General features: G+C 60.8%; 22 protein-coding genes. 11 read left to right on the top strand and 11 right to left on the bottom strand.

What is annotated here, in order from left to right:
• The first annotated feature begins 19 nt into the window (after positions 1-19).
• The 6 genes from pstC to I2F59_RS00355 all read left to right on the top strand — a co-directional run bounded on the left by pstC (position 20) and on the right by I2F59_RS00355 (position 6093).
• Positions 20-928, top strand: a complete 909-nt coding sequence (pstC, locus tag I2F59_RS00380; protein ID WP_195502721.1) for a phosphate ABC transporter permease subunit PstC — start codon at positions 20-22, stop codon at positions 926-928.
• A complete protein-coding gene (pstA, locus tag I2F59_RS00375) occupies positions 921-1847 on the top strand; it encodes a phosphate ABC transporter permease PstA (RefSeq protein WP_195502719.1) in 927 nt (308 codons plus the stop codon). The genes pstC and pstA overlap by 8 nt, the downstream gene beginning before the upstream one ends.
• Positions 1844-2716 carry a phosphate ABC transporter ATP-binding protein PstB gene (gene pstB, locus I2F59_RS00370; protein ID WP_195361769.1) on the top strand — a complete coding sequence of 291 codons (873 nt, stop codon included), beginning with the start codon at positions 1844-1846 and terminating at the stop codon, positions 2714-2716. Before pstA ends, pstB begins: the two co-directional genes overlap by 4 nt.
• 163 nt (positions 2717-2879) lie before the next feature.
• A complete protein-coding gene (locus tag I2F59_RS00365; RefSeq protein ID WP_195502717.1) occupies positions 2880-4739 on the top strand; it encodes an ABC-F family ATP-binding cassette domain-containing protein in 1860 nt (619 codons plus the stop codon).
• Positions 4740-4745: 6 nt separating this feature from the next.
• Positions 4746-5516, top strand: coding sequence for a Cof-type HAD-IIB family hydrolase (locus I2F59_RS00360; RefSeq protein ID WP_195502715.1), 771 nt, complete (start codon positions 4746-4748; stop codon positions 5514-5516).
• Between the two features lie 187 nt (positions 5517-5703).
• Positions 5704-6093 (top strand): metal-dependent transcriptional regulator, encoded by a 390-nt coding sequence (locus tag I2F59_RS00355; protein ID WP_195502713.1) that lies wholly within the window; start codon positions 5704-5706, stop codon positions 6091-6093.
• 279 nt (positions 6094-6372) lie between these two features.
• On the opposite strand, the gene I2F59_RS00350 is transcribed toward I2F59_RS00355, so the two are convergent.
• The 5 genes from I2F59_RS00350 to I2F59_RS00330 form a co-directional block, all read right to left on the bottom strand.
• Entirely contained in the window at positions 6373-8325 is a 1953-nt protein-coding gene (locus tag I2F59_RS00350) for a heavy metal translocating P-type ATPase (RefSeq protein WP_195502711.1), read from the bottom strand.
• A gap of 100 nt (positions 8326-8425) precedes the next feature.
• Positions 8426-8644, bottom strand: coding sequence for a cation transporter (locus I2F59_RS00345; protein WP_195445857.1), 219 nt, complete (start codon positions 8642-8644; stop codon positions 8426-8428).
• Positions 8645-8706: 62 nt separating this feature from the next.
• Positions 8707-9072 (bottom strand): ArsR/SmtB family transcription factor, encoded by a 366-nt coding sequence (locus tag I2F59_RS00340; RefSeq protein ID WP_035137284.1) that lies wholly within the window; start codon positions 9070-9072, stop codon positions 8707-8709.
• Positions 9073-9491: 419 nt separating this feature from the next.
• Positions 9492-10682 carry a hypothetical protein gene (locus tag I2F59_RS00335; RefSeq protein WP_195502709.1) on the bottom strand — a complete coding sequence of 397 codons (1191 nt, stop codon included), beginning with the start codon at positions 10680-10682 and terminating at the stop codon, positions 9492-9494.
• 351 nt (positions 10683-11033) lie between these two features.
• The gene (locus I2F59_RS00330) at positions 11034-12002 is read right to left on the bottom strand and encodes a 3'-5' exonuclease (RefSeq protein ID WP_006235437.1); all 969 of its coding nucleotides are present in this window, start codon (positions 12000-12002) and stop codon (positions 11034-11036) included.
• Between the two features lie 172 nt (positions 12003-12174).
• Between I2F59_RS00330 and I2F59_RS00325 the strand changes: the two genes are divergently transcribed.
• Complete coding sequence (locus tag I2F59_RS00325) at positions 12175-13275, top strand: putative manganese transporter (RefSeq protein ID WP_195361775.1); 1101 nt, start codon at positions 12175-12177, stop codon at positions 13273-13275.
• Positions 13276-13440: 165 nt separating this feature from the next.
• Here the strand turns inward: I2F59_RS00325 and I2F59_RS00320 are convergent, their stop codons facing one another.
• Together I2F59_RS00320 and I2F59_RS00315 are read right to left on the bottom strand one after the other, a co-directional pair.
• Positions 13441-13923, bottom strand: a complete 483-nt coding sequence (locus tag I2F59_RS00320; RefSeq protein WP_195239477.1) for a YaiI/YqxD family protein — start codon at positions 13921-13923, stop codon at positions 13441-13443.
• Complete coding sequence (locus I2F59_RS00315) at positions 13924-14526, bottom strand: HdeD family acid-resistance protein (RefSeq protein ID WP_035137275.1); 603 nt, start codon at positions 14524-14526, stop codon at positions 13924-13926.
• Between the two features lie 235 nt (positions 14527-14761).
• On the opposite strand from I2F59_RS00315, the gene I2F59_RS00310 reads away from it, so the two are divergent.
• From I2F59_RS00310 to I2F59_RS00300, 3 genes are all read left to right on the top strand, one after another.
• Complete coding sequence (locus I2F59_RS00310; protein WP_195502707.1) at positions 14762-15433, top strand: nitroreductase family protein; 672 nt, start codon at positions 14762-14764, stop codon at positions 15431-15433.
• 82 nt (positions 15434-15515) lie between these two features.
• Positions 15516-16058: a histidine phosphatase family protein gene (locus I2F59_RS00305; RefSeq protein WP_195502705.1), complete on the top strand. Its 543-nt coding sequence runs from the start codon at positions 15516-15518 to the stop codon at positions 16056-16058.
• An 18-nt stretch (positions 16059-16076) separates the two neighbouring features.
• On the top strand, positions 16077-16712 hold the full coding sequence (locus I2F59_RS00300; RefSeq protein ID WP_195502703.1) for a histidine phosphatase family protein: 636 nt from the start codon (positions 16077-16079) through the stop codon (positions 16710-16712).
• Between the two features lie 2 nt (positions 16713-16714).
• On the opposite strand, the gene I2F59_RS00295 is transcribed toward I2F59_RS00300, so the two are convergent.
• Together I2F59_RS00295 and I2F59_RS00290 are read right to left on the bottom strand one after the other, a co-directional pair.
• A complete protein-coding gene (locus tag I2F59_RS00295; protein ID WP_195502701.1) occupies positions 16715-17404 on the bottom strand; it encodes a DUF1015 family protein in 690 nt (229 codons plus the stop codon).
• A 39-nt stretch (positions 17405-17443) separates the two neighbouring features.
• Positions 17444-18664, bottom strand: coding sequence for a M20 family metallopeptidase (locus I2F59_RS00290; RefSeq protein ID WP_195502699.1), 1221 nt, complete (start codon positions 18662-18664; stop codon positions 17444-17446).
• A 154-nt stretch (positions 18665-18818) separates the two neighbouring features.
• Between I2F59_RS00290 and I2F59_RS00285 the strand changes: the two genes are divergently transcribed.
• Positions 18819-19868, top strand: a complete 1050-nt coding sequence (locus tag I2F59_RS00285; RefSeq protein ID WP_195502697.1) for a hypothetical protein — start codon at positions 18819-18821, stop codon at positions 19866-19868.
• Positions 19869-20219: 351 nt separating this feature from the next.
• Here I2F59_RS00285 and I2F59_RS00280 read toward each other — a convergent pair whose 3' ends face one another.
• Both I2F59_RS00280 and serC read right to left on the bottom strand, forming a co-directional pair.
• Entirely contained in the window at positions 20220-21383 is a 1164-nt protein-coding gene (locus I2F59_RS00280; protein ID WP_195502695.1) for a phosphoglycerate dehydrogenase, read from the bottom strand.
• Between the two features lie 72 nt (positions 21384-21455).
• Positions 21456-22580: a 3-phosphoserine/phosphohydroxythreonine transaminase gene (serC, locus tag I2F59_RS00275; RefSeq protein WP_195502693.1), complete on the bottom strand. Its 1125-nt coding sequence runs from the start codon at positions 22578-22580 to the stop codon at positions 21456-21458.
• Positions 22581-22701: the final 121 nt, after the last annotated feature.

The raw sequence follows: 22701 nt of genomic DNA, 5'->3' as shown, positions 1-22701 counted from the left end.
GCCCCCGGAAAGGTTTGCAATGGCAAAACAGCTGCCAAAGCGCGACCTTGAGAACGTGGGCCTGGGCGTCACAGGCGCGTGCGCTGCGCTCGTGACGCTTGTCGTTGCCGCGCTCATCTTTATGGTCGCCCAAAAGGGCCTCTCGGCTTTTTTCAAGGACGGCGTCTCGGTCGTCGAGTTCTTCACCGGTACCAAGTGGGACCTGGCCAACACGGCCGAAAACGGCCTGCCTTATACCGGCGCCCTGCCCCTGATCGTCACCTCGTTTGCGGTCATGGTACTCTCCACGCTCATCGCACTGCCCATCGCCATCGGCTCTGCCATCTTCGCGGTCGAGATCCAGCCTAAGTTTGGCTCCAAGGTCCTTCAGCCGCTCATTGAGCTTTTGACCGGCATTCCCTCGGTCGTCTTTGGCCTGATCGGCTTTCACGTGGTCGTCGGCCTTATGAAGAGCGTTTTCCACGTGAGTACGGGCCTGGGCATCTTGCCCGGCGCCATCGTGCTGGCCGTCATGATCCTGCCGACCATGACCACGCTTTCGGTCGATGGCCTGCGCGCCGTGCCCGATAGCTACCGTCAGGGCTCGCTCGCGCTGGGCTACACCCGCTGGCAGACCATCTGGCACGTGGTGCTCAAGTCCGCCACGCCGTCGCTCATGACCGCGGTCATCCTTGGCATGACCCGCGCCTTTGGCGAGACGCTCGCCGTGCGCATGGTCATTGGCGGCATCGAGGCCATGCCGACGTCGCTGCTGTCGCCGGCCTCGACCATCACCACCACGCTCACCACGTCTATGGCGGTCTATGCCGAGGGCTCGGCCCAGGACGATGTTCTGTGGGCACTCGGTCTGCTGCTGATGGGCATGAGCCTCATCTTCATCCTGATCATCCATCTCATTGGCCGCAAGGGGGCGAAGGCTCGTGGCTAGCACGCGCATCCATATCGAAGAGGCGAGACTCGGGCGCGTCCAAAAGCAGGACCGCATCGCCACGGGCGTGTTGACGGCAATCGTCGCCATCGTCATGCTCATCGTCGTCTCCATGGTGGCCTATATCCTGTTCGAGGGCATTTCGACGCTGTTCCAGCCGGGCTTTCTCACGCAGCCGTCGCGCGCCAACGGGACCCAGGGCGGCGTACTCTACCAGCTATTCGACTCGTTCTATCTGCTACTGATCACCCTAGTCATCTCGGTGCCCATCAGCTTGGGTGGCGCGGTCTTTCTGGTCGAGTACGCGCCGGACGGACCCATCCGCGACATCGCCTCCACCGCCATCGAGACGTTGTCCTCGCTGCCTTCCATCGTCGTCGGCATGTTCGGTTTTCTGGTGTTCTCGGTGCAGCTGGGCTGGAAGTACTCCATCATCTCCGGCGCCGTCGCGCTCACCATGTTCAACATCCCCATCCTGGTGCGCGTGATCCAGCAGGCGCTCGAGGACGTGCCGCAGGCCCAGCGCGATGCGTGCCTGGCCATGGGCCTCACTCGCTGGGAGGCCACGCTGCACATCCTGATCCCCGAGGCCATGCCTGCCATCGTGACGGGCATCGTGCTTTCGGCCGGTCGCGTGTTTGGCGAGGCCGCAGCACTGCTTTTTACCTCGGGTATGAGCTCGCCGGTTCGCCTGAACTTCTTGAGCTTTAACCTGTCGAGCCCCACCTGCGCTTGGAACGTGTTCCGTCCCGGCGAGTCGCTCGCCGTGCACATCTACAAGATCTATGGCGAGGGCAGCCCCGAGGCCCAGCAGATCGTCTGGGGCACCGCTGCACTGCTGATGATTTGCGTGCTGCTGTTTAACGTAATCGCCCGCATTGTGGGCAAGCAACTGGCAAGGAAGATGACGGCCGAATGAGCGAGATGAATGTAACGCCCGCAACCGAAGCGGCATCGTCCGACACCCGGGACTTCCTGTCGAGCGTGGGGGAGAGCGAGAAGCGCGTGCGCGTGAGCGGCAAGGCCGTGAGCGACGAGGTTGTGCTCTCCACCAAGGACGTCAACGTGTACTATGGCGACCACCATGCACTGCACAATACGTCGCTCGACTTCCACAAGGGCGAGATCACGGCGCTCATCGGGCCTTCGGGCTGCGGTAAGTCGACCTTCTTGCGTAGCCTCAACCTCATGAATCGCGAGATTCGCGGCTGCCGCGTGGAGGGCGAGATCAACTATCGCGGGCGCAACGTGAACACCAAGACCGAAAACACCTACGAGCTGCGCCGTTCCATTGGCATGGTGTTCCAGCAGCCCAACCCGTTCCGCAAGTCCATTCGCGACAACATCACGTTTGCGCCCAAGCGCCACGGCATCACCGACCGTGACGAGCTCGACCGCATGGTCGAGGAAAGCTTACGCGGCGCGGCGCTGTGGGACGAGGTCAAAGACAAGCTCGATAAGAGCGCCTATGCGCTTTCGGGCGGTCAGCAGCAGCGTCTGTGCATCGCGCGCACGCTGGCGCTCAACCCCGACGTGATTCTGTTCGACGAGCCCTGCTCGGCGCTCGACCCCATCTCGACGCTGGCGATCGAGGACCTCATGTCGTCGATTGTGGCCGACCGCGCCATCGTTATCGTGACGCACAACATGGAGCAGGCGTCGCGCGTGTCCAACCGCACGGCGTTCTTCTACATGGGCGATATGGTCGAGTACGACGAGACTGACGAGATTTTCCAACGGCCCAAGGATAAGCGGCTGAATGATTACCTCACCGGCATGTTCTCCTAGTCCGGGACATGCTTGAGGCCTGCAGCGGCCACGGTTGCCGCAGGACTGATTGGAGAGGCGGGTCATCTCTTGCGGGAGATGGCCCGCCTTTTTGTGTCGTGTGCGGCCCGCCTTTTCGCTGCTATCATGGACAACGTTGAATTTCTACGAAGGAGCAGGGCATATGGCGATTCTTTTGGGATGCGATTCCGTCAGCCTAGAGTTTCCCACCAAGCATATTTTCGATAGCGTGACGCTCGGCGTGGGCGAGGGCGACCGCATTGGTATTGTCGGTAAAAACGGCGACGGCAAGTCGACGCTGCTGAGCGTGCTCGCCGGCACGCTGGAGCCCGATGACGGACGCGTGACGCACCGCCGCGGCACGACGATCGGTCTGCTCGGCCAAAAGGACAACCTGGTCGATACTGATACCGTGCATCATGCCGTTGTGGGCGACGCCCCCGAGTACGAGTGGGCGTCGAGCCCCCGCACGCGCCAGATCCTCGCCGGCCTCATCAGCGATGTGCCCTGGGAGGGCACGGTGGGCGAGCTTTCGGGCGGTCAGCGCCGTCGCGTGGACCTCGCGCGCTTGCTGATCGGCGATTACGACGTGCTCATGCTCGACGAGCCCACCAACCACCTGGATATGCGCACCATCAACTGGCTCGCGCGTCACTTAAAGGCCCGCTGGCAGCGCGGCCAGGGTGCCATGCTCGTGGTCACGCACGACCGCTGGTTCTTGGACGAGGTCTGCACCAGCATGTGGGAGGTCCATGACGGCCAGGTCGATCCCTTCGAGGGCGGCTATTCGGCATACATCCTGCAGCGCGTGGAGCGCGACCGCATGGCCGCCGTTACCGAGGAGCGCCGTCGCAACATGGCGCGCAAGGAGCTCGCGTGGCTGAGCCGCGGTGCCCAGGCTCGTTCCACCAAGCCCAAGTTTCGCGTGGATGCCGCTCGTGAGCTGATCGCCGACGTGCCGCCCGTGCGTGACGAGCTGGAGCTCAAGCGCCTGGCCGTGAGCCGCTTGGGCAAGCAGGTTATCGATGTGGTCGACGTGGATGCCGGCTATGCCGATACCGACGGCGCGCCCAAGCAGGTGCTCACCGATGTGACCTGGCTCATTGGTGCGGGCGACCGCTATGGCCTTTTGGGCGAGAACGGCGCCGGTAAGTCGACGCTGCTCGACGTGATCCAGGGCAAGATTGAACCCACGCGCGGCCGCGTGAAGATTGGCCAGACAGTGCGCTTTGGCGTGCTGTCGCAGCAGCTCGAGGAGCTCAAGCCCTACATGGGCGACACGATCCGCGAGGTGCTCGGCAACTATAAGAAGTACTACGTCATCGACGGCAAGGAGACTTCGCCCGAGAAGCTCTGTGAGCGTCTGGGCTTTACGACGCAGCAGCTCTGGAGCCGCATCGGCGATCTTTCGGGCGGCCAGCGCCGTCGCCTGTCGCTGTTGCTGACGATTCTGGACGAGCCCAACGTGCTCATCCTGGACGAGCCGGGCAACGACCTGGATACCGACATGCTCGCGATTGTCGAGGACCTGCTGGACGGCTGGCCCGGCACGCTGATCCTGGTGACGCACGACCGCTTTTTGATGGAGCGCGTGACCGACCAGCAGTGGGCGCTGCTCGACGGCCACCTGACGCATATGCCCGGTGGCGTGGACCAGTACCTGCGCCTGTGCAACGCTACCGCCGAGGGCGAGCCCGTGGGCGCGCCGAGCGCCAAGACCGGCACGTTCGACACCGGTGCCGCGGCAGCTGCGGCCGAAAAGCCCAAGTCGAGCGGTCAGCCCAACGGCCTGTCCAACGCCGAGCGCCAGAAGCTCCGCCGCGAGGTGAGTTCGCTCGAGCGCAAGATGGAGACGCAGCGCACCCGCGTTGAGGAGGCCGAGGCAGCAATGGCCCAAGTCGATCCCACCAACTACACGGCGCTCGGCGAGCAGCAGGCAAAGATCGACGAGGCTCACGCTGCCATGGACGAGCTGGAGATGGCGTGGCTCGAGGCGAGCGAAAAGCTCGAGGGCGAGGAGTAGGCGAGAATGATCAAAGCCGCATTTTTCGATATCGACGGCACGCTGCTGAGCTTTAAGACCCACCGGATTCCGGCGTCGGCGCAGCAGGTGCTCGACAGCTTTCACGAGCAGGGGATTGCGTGCGTGATCGCCACGGGCCGTCCGACCTACCAGATGCCGGACTGGCTGTTCGACCTGGGCTGGGATGCGTACATTACGCTTTCGGGCCAGCACTGCTTTGATGCCGAGGGGGTTTACCGCAGCTGCCCGATCGATTCGGACGACGTCGCGGTGATTGTGGACCAGGTGGCGCAGGGGCGCTACGACTCGCTGTGCATGCAGGGCGAGAACTCGTTTGTGAACCGCCTGTCCGAGCGCGTGGTGACGGCTGGCAGCAACGCGGGAATCGTCTACCACGAGGAGCCGTTTGAGCACGCCTTTGACGCACCGGTCTACCAGTTTTGCGCCTTTGTGGACCCGGTCGACGAGCATATCGTGACCGACGCCGTGTCGCATTCGCTCACCACGCGCTGGTGCGACCTATTCTGCGACATTATTCCCGCTAACGGCGGCAAGGACCTGGGCGTGGCGGCGACGCTCGAGCGGCTTGGTATCGACGCGAGCGAGGCGATTGCCTTTGGCGACGGCGAGAACGACCTGTCGATGTTTGCCGCCGTGGGCACGAGCGTGGCCATGGGCAACGCACAGGACACGGTGAAAGCTGCGGCGACCTATGTGACGACTGCCGTGGACGACGACGGCATCTGCAACGCCGCGAAGCACTTTGGATTGATGTAACTGCGGGGCGGCACCCGGCGCCTGGGGACACTCCTTGCGGGGCGTCCCCATTTTGTTTTCGTCCCGCACGTTTTGTGAAACACGGCTAACTTTTAGACAAAGTAGTAAGACATGGGCAACTTTTGCGGTAAAGTTAGCCGTGGAAAGTATCCAAAGGCTAACTAGCAATCATCGCGAAAGGCGGCCCATGGCCCTACGTGAATCCGGAGAAGACTATCTCGAATCAATCTACGTTCTGTCGGAACGTCAGGTCATCGTGCGCTCGATCGACGTTGCGGAGTACCTCGGCGTAACCAAGGCGAGCGTTTCCAAGGCCATGGCGACGCTGGAAAGCAACGGCTATGTCGAAATGGGCAAACGAGATGTTCATCTGACAGAGCGAGGGCTGGAGGTCGCTCGCCAAATGTGGGAGCGTCACTGCTTTTTCGTGGGGCTGCTGGAGGATGCGGGTGTTTCGGCTGAGGTCGCGTCGCAAGAGGGCTGCCACATGGAGCACTGCCTGAGCGAGGAAAGCTTCGAGAAACTGAGGGCGATGCTGAACCGGGGCGAGGCGACGGGCCAAGCGGCGGAATCCTAACGAACCCCCAGTAGCGCGGAGTTCGCGCAAAGCGCGAACCAGCGACCGGGACCAGCGGCCCTTTCGGCCAAGTCCATTTCAGCAAAGGAACCCCGCCAGCAAGCGATGCCCAAGAACTGCCAGCTACGTCACCGCAGGCCGGGACCGGGCTTGGTTTTGAAAACATTCCACAGCGCGAGGCCCGCCTTTCCGTTGCTCCGCAGGAGCAGGAAAGACGGGCCTCATGCGCGAGGACGTTTTCAAAACCAAGCCCGGTCCCGGCCGGACAGCCCACGAACGCTACAGGTTCTTGACACCCATCGCGCGCATGGCATTCAGGATGGCGATAATCGCCACGCCTACGTCGCCGAACACGGCAAGCCACATATTGGCGATGCCCAGCGCCGCGAGCACCAGAATCAGCAGCTTAATGCCCAGCGCAAAGATGATGTTCTGCCAAACAATCGTCATGGTCTTGCGCGCCACGCGGATCGCGCGGGAGATGTTGGAAGGCTTGTCGTCCATCAGCACCACGTCGGCGGCCTCAATTGCGGCGTCGGAACCCATGGCGCCCATGGCAATGCCAACGTCTGCACGGGTGAGCACGGGCGCATCGTTGATGCCGTCGCCTACAAAGGCGAGCTTGCCCTTGCCCGATTCTGCTGCGAGCAACGCCTCAACACGCTCGACCTTATCGCCCGGCAGCAGCTGCGCGTGGAACTCGTCGAGACTGAGTTGCTTGGTCACAGACGCCGCAACCTCCTCGCGGTCGCCCGTGAGCATGACGGTGCGCTTGACGCCGGCGGCGTGTAGGTCGCGAATCGTTTGCTCAGCATCGGCCTTGACGGTGTCTGCAATCACGATGTGGCCGGCGTACACGCCGTCAACGAGCACATGCAGAATTGTTCCGACGACCTCGCAATCGGGCGCTTCGACTCCGGCCGCGGCGAGCATCTTTGCGTTGCCAACGACGACGTGCTTGCCGTCGATGGTTGCCGTCACGCCATGGCCCGCGTCGTTGGTGGAGTCGCTTACGCGCTTGGGGTCGACCTCGCCCTGGTAGGCGACACGCACGGACTGCGCGATGGGGTGATCGGAGAACGACTCCGCAAGGGCTGCGACCTCGAGCAACGACTGCTCGGTATAGCCAGCCTCGGGGTGCACCGCGACCACCGAGAACGTGCCGTTGGTGAGCGTGCCGGTCTTGTCAAAGACGACGGTGTCCACATCGGCGAGCGTCTCGAGGTAGTTAGAACCCTTGATGAGGACGCCCAGCTTGGATGCGCCGCCAATGCCGCCAAAGAAGCTGAGCGGGACGCTAATCACGAGCGCGCACGGGCAGCTGACGACCAGGAAGGTCAGGCCGCGCAGGATCCAGTCGGACCAGGCGCCGGTGACCAAGCCGCCGCCGAGCGCGAGTACCGCGGCAGCGCCGGTGACGGCGGGCGTGTAGACGCGGGCGAAGCGCGTGATAAAGTTCTCGGTGCGCGCCTTCTTTTCGCTGGCATTTTCCACGAGCTCCAGGACGCGTGCGACGGTGGACTCGCCAAAGGGCTTGGTGGTGCGCACGTGGATGAGGCCCGTCATGTTGATGCAGCCGCTGATGATGTCGTCGCCGGACTTGGCGGGGCGGGGGATTGACTCGCCCGTGAGAGCGGCGGTGTCGAGCTGGGTTTCGCCCTCGACGATGACGCCGTCGATAGGCACGCGCTCACCGGGCTTGACCACGATCACGGTGCCGACGGCGATGTCATCGGGGAAGACCTGCTCGAGTGTGCCGTCGGGGTGCTCGACGTTAGCGTAGTCGGGCGCGATGTCCATCATGGCACTGATCGACTTGCGGCTCTTGCCCACGGCGTACGCCTGAAACAGCTCGCCGACCTGGTAGAACAGCATGACGGCGGCGCCTTCGGCCATGTGCGGGTCGGTATCGGGGAAGAGCACCATGGCAAACGCGCCGATGGTCGCGACGGCCATGAGGAAGCTCTCGTCGAAGGCCTTGCCGCGGCGGATGTTACTGAATGCCTTTTGCAGTACGTCGTAGCCGGCAATCAAAAACGGCACGAGGAACAGTGCGAAGCTGGCGTAGATGTCGCCCGGGGTGCCGAATGCGGCAGTGAGGGTGCCGAGCTCATCGAGGGCGTACACCACGGCAAAAATGCCCAGCGCTACCAGGATGCGGTTGCGCTTATGCTCGAGTGACTCTTTTTTCTTGCGCTTCTTCTTTTTCTTCTTGGGGTCGGCGGTGGCCATGACTCGAATCCTCCCATTTGAATGTATGAACACTCACTCATATAATTTCGCGAGCAAAGGCCGCGGCAAGCGCGGCCTTGCGGGTTGGCGTAAACCTGGGCTAGAGAATGATCTCGCAGTCCGGCTCGGCGTCGGCGGTGAACTCCACAACGCGGTCGAGGACCTCGTCGAACTCGGCGTCATCGGCCTCGAGCGTCAACTTCTGGGTCATAAAGTTGACCGAAACGGATTTGACGCCCTCGAGCTTGGCCAACTCGTCCTGAAGCTCGCGCGCACAGTTGGCGCAATCGATCTCATCGAGCTTGTACTGCTTTTTCATGGTGGGTTCCTTTCCCGTTTTTGCGGCTTGGGTGCAGGCCGCGCTGGTACCGTGGTTGGTTGCTATTCGCAGATATGGCTCATGCCCTGGTTGAGCATGGTGTAGACGTGGTCGTCGGCGAGCGAGTATAGGATATTGCGCCCGTCGCGCCGGAATTTAACCAGGTGCGACTGCTTGAGTGTGCGCAGCTGGTGCGACACCGCGGACTGCGAGGTTTCGGTCGCTTCGGCGATGTCTGCCACGCAGAGCTCGCGGCCCATGAGGGCGTAAAGGATCTTGATGCGCGTGGTGTCGCTGAAGACCTTGAACAGGTCGGCGAGGTCGTAGAGAAGCTCCTCGTCGGGAAGGTCCTCGGGCGAGCAGGTGGTCGGGATCGCGGGTTCGGTGGCCTCGATGTCGAGTTTCGTTTCATCAACGCGGATGCTCATTGCAATATCCTTTCATATGAACATGCGCTCATATAATTTACTTTCGATTATATGAGTGCATGTTCATATGTCAATGACGTTCAGGTAATTCGTTGTACAAAATGATGGGGAATAGTGGACGAGATCCCGGACTGAGCGTTTTTTGATAGTCGATGCCAAGGTGGGTACCCTCGTGCCGTGCAAAAAATGGAGTATTCTGCAACTATAGGGGTCCGCTAATTTATTGCAGGTCATATAATGCAGTTCAAGAGTTATCTTAGGGTGTTAATCCGATGAGTTCTTCCTCAAATGTTGCCTAACGCTCTCACGCAAGAGTGATTTCGCTCCACATTTGGATCCACTCGAGGGTGATAGACACCCGACCCTGCTGAATACTCGCAATTTTGCACGTCGCTAGGGTACCCACCTTGTTAGCCGGCCTAGTCTCCGGCCCCGAAGACCCTGCCCTCGGGCGCGAGGCTGCTTGTTTGGGCAAATGATGGGCTGTCGGATTCGACTGTCTGCATGTCATCGATTGCTGTAACTTCATTAATTGTCGGGTCATCCAGCGTGATGCCTTCGAGTGTTGCTTTTTCGAGGTCGATTCGTTGGCGCTCTTCGGAATCCTGGCGAAGCTGCTTCTGAATTCGCCTTTTCTCTTCTATAAACCTTCTGAGCACAAACTGTCTCAGGTCCTCTTGCATGATTTGAAAGTCTTTTGGTAGACGCGAGGGGCGTACGCCCTCTTTCCGCTGGATTGCTTCCATGACCCTAACGAAAGAGCTGGCATGCATAAAGGAATAACGGCTGACGGTGATGATTCCGTATCCCATGGACGCAAGCGCATTCTTGCGTTCCTCATCGATGGCGCGGTCTTCTTCCGCGTCATGATAAAAACCGTTGTATTCAATGTCTGTGCGAGATTTCTTTAGATACGCATCCATAAAGAACTTTTTGCGTCTCGTGAGATTCTTTGCGGCGGCGGTGACCTGCACCTCGTAATCGGTCTCAATTCCCTTAATACCAAGCCCTCCTTCGCTTTTGGGCAGCGTTAGCATCATGACAAATGCCGTTTCCATGGGAGACCGGCATCCGTCGCGTACACATTGGATCGCCTTTCGGGCAAGGGCCAAACCGTCGCATCTGGTAATGGAATTAAAGAACTGCTTTAACCTCTCGGTCGAGGTGAGCGCGAAACGCTCGTTATAAGAGGTGGAAGAGCCGGTTCCAAGGGAGTAAGCGCTGCACAATTCAAAGTAGTACTCCACCAGTTCGCGAAAAGGGAGATAGGTGGCGGCTTGAAGTGCGCAAAGCTCAACGCCAACAATGAAGATGCCATCTTCAAGCTCTATAAAGCGTGAGTTCGAGAACCGTTTTGACGAAACGTGGCATTGACAGTTCATTGCATAGCGCGCATTCCTGCGATCAAACACCATCACCTCGAGGGAATCATTTGCGCCGAGGGAAACATCATGTTTGGTGAGCCATTCTGCGGCTGCGTCAAGGAGCGTTCCGGTGGGACATGATCCGTAAATCGCGGCAGGGTTACAGGACTCGATGCCTTTCGCAGACACCGAATGCACGGCCTGGTAGACCGCTTTTGCAGTGGTATGTGACAATACGATACTCATGGTATATATCGTGTCAGCTAATGCCGTGTTGATGGCGCTGAGTGAAAAAGTCGTTTTAGAGGTCTAACCAAATGCTGTCCAAAAGCTTGACGCAATTATGAGTTGGTATGCCCTAAATAAAAGTTTTCGCAGCTTAGCTATAGCATATAACTACTCAATTGCTGCACATTTGATTGTGATGCATCACCATTCGACAACGAATTACGTGTCGGGAATTGGCCAAAATCGTTCAAAATGAGGGTTCAGAATTTGTGATGGCAGATCTATCTGTGGAATGTAGGGCGGCCCCGCTGCGGGGTTTTCCGCTGCGAGGCCGCTCGTGATCTACGCCGGAGTTTGTCGTAGACGTTTCTACTTGGCAAACAGGTTCTTGAGGTTGAACTCGGCTTGGACGGTGCGGAGCATGAGGTCGGTGTCGTCCAGACCCAGATGCTGCTCGTTGGCATCGGCGGCGAGGGTGCCACGGCGGCGCGCCCAGTTCTCGAGCGCGGCGGGCGCGGACTCGCGGGGGAGCGAGCGCACGTCGGCGTCCAAGCTGCGGCAGATCTGGCGCGAGTCGATGACGATGATCTTGCCGGCGCGGCGTGCCTCGGCGTAACCGTCCAGGTGGATCTTGAACCAACTGTCCTCAAAGGCGGCGTTGTGCGCCATGTACGGGTACTTCTTCATAAGCTTGAGCAGCTGCTTCTGCAGTTCCTTGTTCTCGCGGAACGGCTTTTTGCCGTCGATGTCGTCCCAGGTGATGTGGTGGATATTCGACAACGGCACATCCTCGCCGCGGTAGATATCGGGCAGGCCGCAGTAGTGTGCCTCGGCGTCGTGCGGGACGGCGTCGCTGGTGAGCTCCATGATTTCCCAACCCACATTGATGATATAACCGCGCTCGGGTGCACGGCCGGTGGTCTCGATGTCGATACCGAGCACGGTGCCCTGGATGGGCTTGCGGGCGTAGGCCACGCCGAGCGCGTCGCGGTCGCCGCGGATCTCGCGCATGACCGACGCGGCGGTGCGCTTTTGCATCTTACCGATGGCGGCGCAGGTGTCGGCATCGGACAGGCCGCGCGAAAGCGTCGCGGGCGTCACGTTGCGCAGGCGCGCCTCGCCAATCTGGTCGCACAGGTCGCGGTTGCGGTCAGCCAGGTCGCGCACGGTGGCAAAGTCGAAGCTGGGGTCGCCCTCGGCGGTAAAGTACTCGGTTTCGAGCACCTTAAGGGCCTCCTCGCCCTTCTGGCGCTCGGACTCCATGGCGCCGTGATCGCCATAGATAAACATGGGGATAAACGGCTGACGCTCGTATTCGAGTGCTTGTGAAACGTTCATATAACTGCTCCTTGGACGGGCCGCACCGCGCGGCTCGGGTTCATTGAGATGTGGCGAGATGATAGTTTACCATGGGCAACTATTGGCATCGCGCCTAGGACAACTACAATACCCTAGTTGACCGCTAGGACTTTTACAATGCTGCCGAAAGACATGAAAGGTTCCATCCGTCATGGATTTGCTGATTGATATTCTGCTCGACGCCGGCAAGGACACGCTCTCGCTGGCGCCGTTTTTGTTGGTGACGTATCTTGCTCTCGAGACACTTGAGCACGTTGCGGGCGACCGCGTCAACGGCGCTATCAAGCGCGCCGGCGCTGCGGGTCCTGTGGCTGGCTCGCTGCTGGGCATTGTGCCGCAGTGCGGATTTTCGGCCATGGCAGCAACGCTGTACGCCGGCCGTGTCGTGACGCTGGGCACGCTGGTCGCCGTGTTCCTCTCGACCTCCGATGAGATGCTGCCGCTGTTGCTCGCCGAGCAGGTGCCCGTGCAGACCATGGCGATGCTTTTGGCTTCGAAGGCACTGATCGCGCTGGTCACGGGCTTTATCGTGGACGCGGCTATCCGCGGCCTTCGTCGTAATGCCCGCGCGCATGCGGCGATTCGCCGTACCGTGCTGGGGACCGCTGCCAATCCGGCTCATGTGAACTGCGCGCACGACGACCATACCGGGGGCGACATCATTGATGAAGTGGCCGAGGCGGGCGTGAGCGCCGACCACATCCACGAGTTGTGCGAGCGCGACCATTGCGGTTGCGATGATGATGAAGATGAACACGAGCGCGACCACGGACACAGCCATGACCACGGTCACGCAGGCGAGCATGAGCACCACCACGGCCATGGGCACGACCACGGTCACTCCCACGAAGGTGCGCCCGTCCTGTCGATTATCCGCAGCGCGATCTCGCACACCGTGCAGGTTTCGGTTTTTATTTTCCTGGTGACGCTGATTCTAGTTGCCGTGCTCGAGACCTTCGGAGAGTCCGCGATCGAGCAGTTCCTGCGTGGCAACGAGACGCTCGCCGTCTTGGGCTCGGCACTCGTCGGCCTGATCCCCAACTGCTCGGCCAGCGTGGTCATTACGCAGCTGTACCTGGAGGGCGCGCTACAGCTGGCGCCGATGCTCGCCGGCACGCTCATTTCCGCCGGCGTGGGCTATCTTGTCCTGTTCCGCACCAACCGCAGCGCTCGTGAAAACGCCGTGTTCCTGGTCATGATGTACGTCATCGGCGCCGGCTGGGGCCTTATCCTATCCGCCTTCGGCCTCTAAGTAGGCCTAAAAAATGGGCTTCAAATAGCCATGCTCGGCGCCTGCGCAATGCGGCGACGCATGGCATTTTGAAGCCCGTTTTTTGTTGAGCCATGGATTCCGAGCGCTCACACCGCTCAAAACAAAAAGGTAGATTTCCGGGCATGTCCCGAAAATCTACCTTGGTTAGCGCAGCAGCTCGGTGAGGTTGCGCTTAAAGCGGGCCCGGTCTTCGCTGGTAAATGCCGCCGGACCGCGAGTGCGACCGCCGGCGCGGCGCACCTTCTTTTCCTCGTGGCGAATAAACAGTTGCATGTCGATGGTCGCCTTATCGTAGACGCGCCCGCGCACGCCGATGGCGGCGGCATCGCGCCCGAGCACCATGCTCGCCAAGCCAATGTCCTGCGTCACGACTACGTCGCCCGCCTGCAGGCGTTCGACAATGGCAAAGTCGGCGCTGTCGGCGCCCACGCTCACATCGAGCGTCGTGACCCAAAATCCGCGTCGCGCATGCTCGACGTCGCGCGGATCGTTGCGGCGAATGTGGCGTTCCAGGTTCTGTGTGCTGTTGCCGGCGATAACGACGGCAACGCCCGCCCGCCGCGCGCAGTCAATCGACTCGCGCGTGACCGGGCAGGCGTCTGCATCAATAAAGAGCGTTCGCGGCATCTAGTGCACCAGTTTGCCAAATTGAATAGCGCGAACAATCAGCGTTACGCCAAACACCAGCAGTGCGGCGCCGCTAAAGATGACGAGCATCTTGGCCGACCACAGCGGATAGATAAACACGAACATGCCGGCGATGATGGAGAGCGCGCCGCTCAGGATGGCGAGGGCACGGTTGGACGAAAGCTCGGACTCCAGAATGGACATGACACCTTCGACGATCCAGCCAAAGCCGGCCACGATAACCACCATCGTGGTGAGCGTCGCGGTCGAGAAGGCCTGGTTGCGCAGGATTATGACGCCGCCCAAGATAATGAGTAGGTTGGAGATGATGCTCGTCACGCGCCAGCCGGTGGGCAGCAGTGGCTCGAAAACAGCGGTAAACAGCCTGATCGCGGCCGTGATCACAAAGTAGAAGCCCAAGACGGTCGTTAGGAAGACGAGGGACTTGGCAGGCGCAAACAGCAGTGCGATGCCGGCGACGAGCGCCAAGACGCCCGTGATGGCGTAAATCCAGCGCACGGCCTTGACGGCCTTGCCTGCCATGCTTTTCTCGTCAAATCCAAACTGGCTCGATTTTTGGTCATCATTCTTAAAGATGCCCATAATGTCTCCTTTCCGTGCGGCGTAAGCCTTGATCGTTACGACCAGTATCGCCTAAAGGCGCTGACGTATGGGTCGGGGAGGGTGAAACGTAACCCAAAGGCCCCGAATTGTTTCCGTTGTTCCCCACGTCGCGATTTTCTATTCAACAGGTGTAGAACATTGCGGCCCTGTTCGTTATTGCCTACGTTTTAGGTTAGATTTTCCTAAGAACAATTGCCCGAAATTGGGGGTCCCTATGAACGAAACAGTTCCCGCGGCGCCGTCTAGCGCGGAGTCGATGGCAAAGCAAGGTTGCGAAAAGCTCGGCCTGGACACGTTTGACGCGCTGGTCCGCCGCGCCCGTACGTGCCGTCGCTTTGACGAGTCCATGCGCGTGCCGCGCGAGTTTTTGCTCGAGCTGGCGGAACTGGCGCACCTGGCTCCCTGCGGCGCCAATGCTCAGCGTCTGCGTTTTCATGTGGTAAGCGGTTCCGAGGACTGCGCTCGCGTGTTTGACGAGCTTGCATGGGCCGGCGCGCTTAAGGACTGGTCGGGTCCTGCCGAGGGCGAGCGCCCGACCGGCTACATCGCGATTCTTGCTGAGCGCGCCGTTCCGGGCAAGCCAGCCGCTCCCATTACCGAGGTCGACATGGGCATTGCCGCGCAGACGATGATGCTCGCCGCCCGCAGCGCCACGCCCGAGGTGGCAGCCTGCATGTTCAAGGCCTTTACGCCCCACGCGATCGATGCCATGGGGCTCGATAACGACAAGTATGAGCTCAAGCTGATCATGGCGTTTGGCGTTCCGGCCGAGACACAGGTGATCGATGCGATCGATTCCAACCCCGACGGCTCCATCAATTATTGGCGCGACGAGGCGCGGGTGCACCACGTACCCAAGCGTCCGCTTGCCGACGTGCTGCTGTAGTTGAGCGTCGCCGCGGTGTGATCCGGCGGTAAACCACCACAAAGGTGCCTGTCCCCTTTGTGGTGGTACGAGGGGAGGGTGTGTGGCAGATTTGTATTTGGTGCGGCATGGGCAGACTGAGCTCAATGTGCAGAACATTTTGCAGGGCGGGCACGATTCGCCGCTTACGGCGCGCGGGCGCGAGCAGGCGCTGATGGCGCGTGCGGCGTTTGCGGCGCGCGGCGTGGCCTTTGACCGTGTGTATTCCTCCCCGTTGGGCCGGGCGCGGCGTACGGCTGAGCTAATTGCTGGTGAGGGCCGCTCGATAGAGCTGGTCGATGACCTGCGCGAGTGGCATTTGGGCTCGCTGGAGGGTACATCAAATCGCGAGATGCCGCCGCAGCCCTGGGGTGATTATCCGGTGGCCTTTGGTGGCGAGTCGGAAAGTGAGCTTCGCACACGTATGGTCGCGGCGCTGTCCCGTATCATGGCCCGGCCCCGGCACGACTGTGTGCTGGCCGTTTCCCACGGCTCAGCCTGCCAGGAGTTTCTTAGATGCGTGACTGGCGGGGGAGAGCAACCCGACAACGGTGCCGTGCTCCATTTTGGCTATTTCGACGGGGCGTTTTCGCTCTTGGGTTGGTAACAAACGAAAGGACCCCCTATGAATAAAGACCTGTATCTGGTCCGTCATGGACAGACGATATTTAACCTCAAGCGCATTATTCAGGGCTGGAGTGACTCGCCGCTTACGCAGCTGGGATGCGACCAGGCGGCGCGTGCCGGCACTTTCTTGCGTGCGCGCGGCATTGAACCCGATCATGCCTACACCTCCACACTTCATCGCACCGAGCAGACTATCGCCAACTTGTGGCCGGGCTTGGCGTACGAGCGCCTGGACGGCCTGCGCGAGTGGTTCTTTGGCGACTTTGAGGCCGAGCGCGTGATGCTGATGCCCGAGCGCCCGTGGCGCGACTTTTATTGCCAGTTTGGCGGCGAGGGCCAAATACAGGTGCGTGAGCGCATGGTCACAACGCTGGCCGAGCTTATGCAGCGTCCGGACCATACGTGCGTGCTCGCGGTAAGCCACGGCTCGGCTATCAAGGAGTTCATGGACCACGTGAAGGGTGCGGCGGCAGACGAGCGCGACCGCGTTCCGGGCAATTGCTCGGTGTTGCACTTTGCGTTTGATGATGCGACGGATACGTTTGAACTGGTTGAGATCTTTACGCAGGAAGACTACGCGCGCGAGCTGGGGCTAGAGCCGCTCGTGGCGGCAGCGGGTCCGCAGCGGGGGTAGCGTTAGAACCGTGCGATCTGGTGGGTGAGCAAGCCCGTCGGAACCTGCGGTGCGCCGCCGGCGACCTGCGCGGCGGGGAATAACGCGGCAACGGTAAAGTTGAACGGCTCTTTGCCGGTGTACGTTCCGGCGGCACGGGCCTCATCGGCCAGCAGCTGCGATGCCCCTACTAGCGCGGCAGCGTAGGCGGGGTCGTCGGCCAGTGTCGGCTCGGGTGCTTGGTCGAGCATGGCGCGGATGGCCCCGACGGCGTCCTCGCGCTTGACCTCCCACACACGGTGCGTAATGCCGGCGGGGTCGGTGACAGCATAGAGCGAAGCGCCCTCTTTGGCGGCGCCGAGGATGATATCCATGACGGGCGAGGCTTCGTAGGCGAGCGACACGGGGCGCGGCTGCACCTTGAGCTCGGCAATCGCGTGCGCAGCGGCGAGTGCATCGACGTTCTCGGCGACAGCCGCGTCGCTGCCCGTCAGCACGTTAACCGGGCAAATCGCCACGACACCCGTCACACGACCCGGCTCGCCCGAGCATTCGTACACGTAATACGCCGCGCCTGGATCCTTGAGCATCGGGCCGTCGGCGATGGCGGCGCGCAGGGCGTCGTTGCCGCTCAAGATACCGCCCATCGCAGGCAGCGCTTCGAGCACGCGGTCCTGAGCCGGGCGGATGCAGGGAAACGGAAGAGCTTTCATGGACGGTCCTAACGCGCGAGTCGGTTTGTTCGCGGCTTATTATGCCCCAACTTGGCCGCTTGCGTCCCAGAGCGTGTTGTCGGCGAGCGCGATCAGCACTTGCTGGCAGCGAACGATATCGGCGCGGGGCACATATTCGTTGGGCTTGTGAGCGAGCGCGAGCGAGCCTGGACCATAGCTCATGCAGTTGCGGTTACCCGTCTTGCCGGCAATGACGGCAGTGTCGGTGTAGCCGGTAAAGAAGCCGACGGTCGTGTCCGCGTCTGTCACGTCATCGGCGGCACGCTTGAGCGCAGCTAGAAGAAGAGAGCTTGGATCGCGCTCGATGGCGGGACGGTCGCCTGTCACGGTGCAGCTGCCATGGCAACCGGGAACCGCAGCCTCAGCAGCGACAATGGCCCACTCGACCATGTTGATCGCGGCGGCCGTGTTGGTCGGCGGCGTTAGGCGCATATCGACCCAAACCTTGGCGTGGTCGGGCACGACATAGGGGCGATAGCCGCCCTCGATCTGCCCAAACGTGATGGTCGAAGGCCCCAGCTCATCGTGTACGGGCAACGCCGCGAACGCATGGCGAAGCGAGCAGACGGCCTCGGCCATGGCAGCGACGGCGTCGGCGCCCTTCAAAGGCTGGCTCGCATGTGCCGTCACGCCGGTCATCTCAATCTCGAACCATGTGCGTCCCTTGTGCGCCACCTGAATCTGTCCATCGGTGGGCTCGGTGTCCAGTACCCATTCGCGCGAGCCGATCCAGCCGGCGTCGATGGCCGCCTCGGAGCCGCGCATAAAGTCTTCCTCGTCGACCGAGCAGATGAGCGAAAAGCCGCGGCGGGGCAGCGCGCCATCCGCCGCCACGCGCTCGAGCGTATGGACCAGTGCAGCAATGGCGCAGGCCAGGCCACCCTTCATATCGCAGGCACCGCGGCCATAGAGTATATCGTCACGCACGATTGCTCCGAGCGGCGGAATGCCTGCGTCCCAGCCGTCTCCCAAGGTGACGGTATCCATGTGGCAGATATAGACCAGCCGTGGCTCGTCGCTCAAACCGGGCACGGTGACCATAAGGTTGCGGCGTCCGGGGAGCACTTCGAGCTCCTCAATCTGCACGGCATCGAGCGCAGGACTATCAAGCTGCGCCAGCTGCTGCTCAACGAGCCTCTTAATGAAGTGCTCAATCTCGTTTTCATACGCGCCCGGGTCCGAGCTGTCGATCCGCACAAGCTCCTGCACAAGCCGCCAGGCAAAGTCCTCATCAACCATATGCAACCTTACAATCAGTCTGCTTTCCAAACCGATTGTAAGCCACCTGGAAGATTCGCGACGTGCACGTAGCAGTATTTACCGTTCGCAGGCCGAGCCATCGCGTTTGCCGTCCGGGCGGGCTCGCAAACGGCATAGTGGGTACGTATCTTTCATGGACGACATGCTGTGCGACATATCTGCCTTTCGGTATCACCGGATACCTCCACAGGTCTTGGCAATAATGCCGGACCTGCCCGATTCTGCGGACGATCCGCGCAGGGAGCGCCTTTGTGAGCATCCGCTCGTCAAGCATTTCTTGGACACCCCGTTACACGTGTTGGCGCAGGGCGGCTGCGGACGTAAAGGCGGTCGCATTGTCAGGCATGTTTGGAACGGGGAGAGGCCGTTTGACTCCGTACGGCAGACGGAGTTTGGCCTCGATGTCGCGTCCCCGCTCTTTACCCTGCTGACCCTGGCTTCCTCGGTTTCAAACGAGCGTCTGATCATGTGCATGTATGAGATGTGTGGCACCTTTGCCGTGTGCAAGATTGCGCCCCAGGTAAAGTTGGCACTTGAGCAGGCATATGGGGACCGGTGGGGTGACGCACGGTCGGGCTGGGAAAACGTAAAGGATACCTCGGGGAATCCAACAGACTTGTGGAAACGACCTCCCTTAATCGAGCTCTCCGAACTTACGGAGTTCGCCAATAAGATCCAGGGGCTCCGCGGTGCTAAATCGTTCACACGTGCCGCGAAATGCATTACGGGGGTTGTGGCATCGCCGCTTGAGGTTCAAGCTTCGATGCTGTTTGGCCTTACGAGGCTGCGCGGCGGCGAAGGGCTGCACCTCACCAATAATGTCGAGATTCGCATGACGCGCAGCGCCCGCCTGATTTCGGGGCTTGATAGGCGCTACGCCGATATCCTGCTGTCAAATAAGGACGGCAGCCGAGAGTGCTTGGTTGAATGTCAAGGTAAAGCCATTCACGGATCCATAGAATCCAAGATCTCGGACTCCGATCGAACGACGGCCCTGCAGACGATGGGATATCCTATCGTTCTGATGACCTATGGTCAGCTGGTCGACTCCGATGCCTTCCGCGTGGTGATGGAACTCATCATGTCCTATCTCGATGTGCCGTTGAAAGACAAGACGCCGCGGCAGCAGGAGCTCGAACGGCGGCTTCGTGAGGAAATTTTTATCGATTGGGCGGAAATATAGTCGCGCGGGTGGAAAACGGTCGCGCGAACTAGAGTTTTGGTCGCAAAAAAGGTTTCAATTTTGCCTTGTAGGGGCCCTAAAACTGCTATCTAGAATAAGTTGTTTCGGAAAATGGACAGTCAACTTACATTCGGCACAGAGAAATCGATTTTTACCTACTAAAGTCCCTGATAAAGCTGTTTATCATAGCGGGTGTGCTAAGCGATTTGGGTCTTACCGTCGATTATCCGAAAAAACTTGTTCTGGGTATCATTTTAAAGTCTTCCGGAGCAACGAAATCGGCCCCTCGTTTTGTGGAAACGGGGGGGCCGAATGGGCTTCGTGGCCTGTCTGACAGGCTTGGCGCTGGCGCTATTTAATCACGCGCACGCGATACATCGACGGAATCTGCTTAAGCGCCTCGATCGTGCTGCTGTTCAGGTGCTCGTCGGTGTCGAACATGGTGTAGGCGTTCTCGCCGGCGGACTCGTTGGTCATGCGCTGCACGTTGGCGTTGTCCTTGGCCAGGATGGCCGTGATCTGGCCGATCATGTTGGGCACGTTGGCATGCAGGCAGGCGATGCGGCTCGCGGCGCGCGCCTTGCCCATGCTGCAGGCGGGGTAGTTGACGCTGTGCGCGATATTGCCGTTTTCCAGGTAATCCTTGAGCTCGCTGATCGCCATGTCGGCGCAGTTGGCCTCGGCCTCGCCGGTGCCGGCGCCCGAGTGCGTGGTGATAAACGTATTGGGCATCTTGACGGTCTTGGGCGTGGCAAAGTCGCAGCTAAACCAGCTAAGCTTGCCCTCGCGCAGGGCGGCGTCGACGGCGTCCTCGTCAATGATGGTCTCGCGCGCGTAGTTGATGAGCACGGCGTCGGGTGCCAGCAGGTTGATTTGCTCGGTACTGATCATGCCGATGGTGTCGGCCTTGCTGGGCACGTGCACGGTGAGGTAGTCGCAGCCGCGGCAGAGGTCCTCGAGCGTGCCCACGCGCTGCACCTCGCGGCTCAGCACCCACGCGTGCTCGACGGAAATGAACGGATCGTAGCCGTAGACATCCATGCCCAGATCGACGCAGGCGTTGGCGACCTTGGAGCCCACGTTGCCCAGACCGATAACGCCGATGCGCTTGCCCTTGAGCTCGCGGCCCACAAAGGCCTTCTTGGCCTTTTCGGCGTCGACCTGAATCTCGGGGTCGTCGGCGTTGTCGCGCACCCAATTCATCGACTGCACCACGCCGCGGCTCGAGAGCACCAACATGCCCAGGACGAGCTCCTTGACGGCGTTGCTGTTGGCGCCGGGGGAGTTAAAGACGACGACACCCTTCTTGGCGTACTCTTCGACGGGGATGTTGTTGACGCCGGCACCGCAGCGGGCGATGGCGCGGATGCCCTCGGGCAGCTCGTAGCCGTGCAGGTCGGTCGAGCGCATCAGGATCGCGTCGGCCTCCTCGGCGGTGCCCACAAACTCGTAGCCCTCGCCAAACTCGACTTTGCCGTCTTTAGTGATGTCGTCGATGGTCTTAATCTTGCGCATGGAAAAACTCCTTAGCAGGTTTAAATCTAAACAGGGTGGTCTGAGGTGGCTGGTCGGCCCGCGTGTTGCGGGCTAGTTAGATCGCGGGCTCAAACTATGCTGCGTTTCGAAGTCCTTCATGTACGTGGCCAGCGCCTGCACGTCTTCCATGGTGACGGCGTTGTACACGCTGGCGCGCATGCCGCCGACGAGGCGATGGCCCTTGACGTTTTGGATCTGGTGCTCTGCCGCGCCCGCAACAAAGGCAGCGTCGAGGTCGGCATCGCCGGTACGGAACGTGACGTTGGCGATGGAGCGACTGTCTGTCTGCGCAGTGCCGTGGAATAGTTTGCTGTGCTCGAGCAGGTCGTAGAGCAGGTTGGCCTTGGCCCAGTTGCGCTCGGCCATGGCTGCGAGCCCGCCGGTCTGCTCGACCCAACGGAACACCTTGCCGCACACGTAGATGCCAAAGGTGTTGGGCGTGTTGAGCATGGAGCCCTTGGCGGCCTGGGTCTTAAGGTCCATGTACTGCGGCGTCTGCGCAAAGGCCGGACCGTCGGCGATCAGGTCGTCGCGCACGATGACCACGGTCACGCCTGCGGCGCCGGCGTTTTTCTGCGCGCCGGCGTAAATGAGCCCGTAGCGCTCAACGTCGAGCGGCTGTGACAAAAAGCAGCTCGAGACATCGGCGACCAGCGGCACATCGCCGCAGTTGGGCAGCTCGTGGTACATGGTGCCAAAGATAGTGTTGTTCTGGCAGATGTAGACGTAGTCGAGCCCGTCGCCCGCGGCCTCGGCGGCAATGCGCGCGTTGACGTCGGCCATGTCTGGGATGCGGTCGAAATTGGTGTCCTCGGAGCTCGCGAGCAGCACGGCCTCGCCGTACTTGGCGGCCTCCTTGTACGCCTTGTTGGCAAAGTTGCCGGTCACGACGTAGCCGGCGCGGCCGCGGCGCATGAGGTTCATGGGGATGCCCGCAAACTGCAGCGTGGCGCCGCCCTGCAAAAACAGGACACGGTAGTTGTCGGGGATGCTCAGCAGGCGGCGCAGGGTTGCCTCGGCGTCGTCGATGATCTGCTGGTACATGCTAGATCGATGGCTCATCTCGAGCACGGACATGCCGCAACCGCGGTAGTCCATCATCTCGTCGGCGATCTCGGCGAGCACGCTTGTGGGCAGTGCGGCCGGGCCAGCTGAGAAGTTGTGCACACGTGCCATCTTCTAGTTCCCCTCGTAGTCGTTTGAGCGTTCGGGATACTTTAGCACAGTGGAGCGCCGGGCGCGACCGCATCACGATAAAACTCGAGTGCGCCGCTATGATTTACAGGATGGTTACATG

The sequence above is a fragment of the Collinsella aerofaciens genome, assembly GCF_015556945.1.
GTDB classification, from domain to species: domain Bacteria; phylum Actinomycetota; class Coriobacteriia; order Coriobacteriales; family Coriobacteriaceae; genus Collinsella; species Collinsella aerofaciens_AO.
Note: the sequence above shows the minus strand (reverse complement) of the source record. Positions and strands in the feature narration are given on the sequence as shown.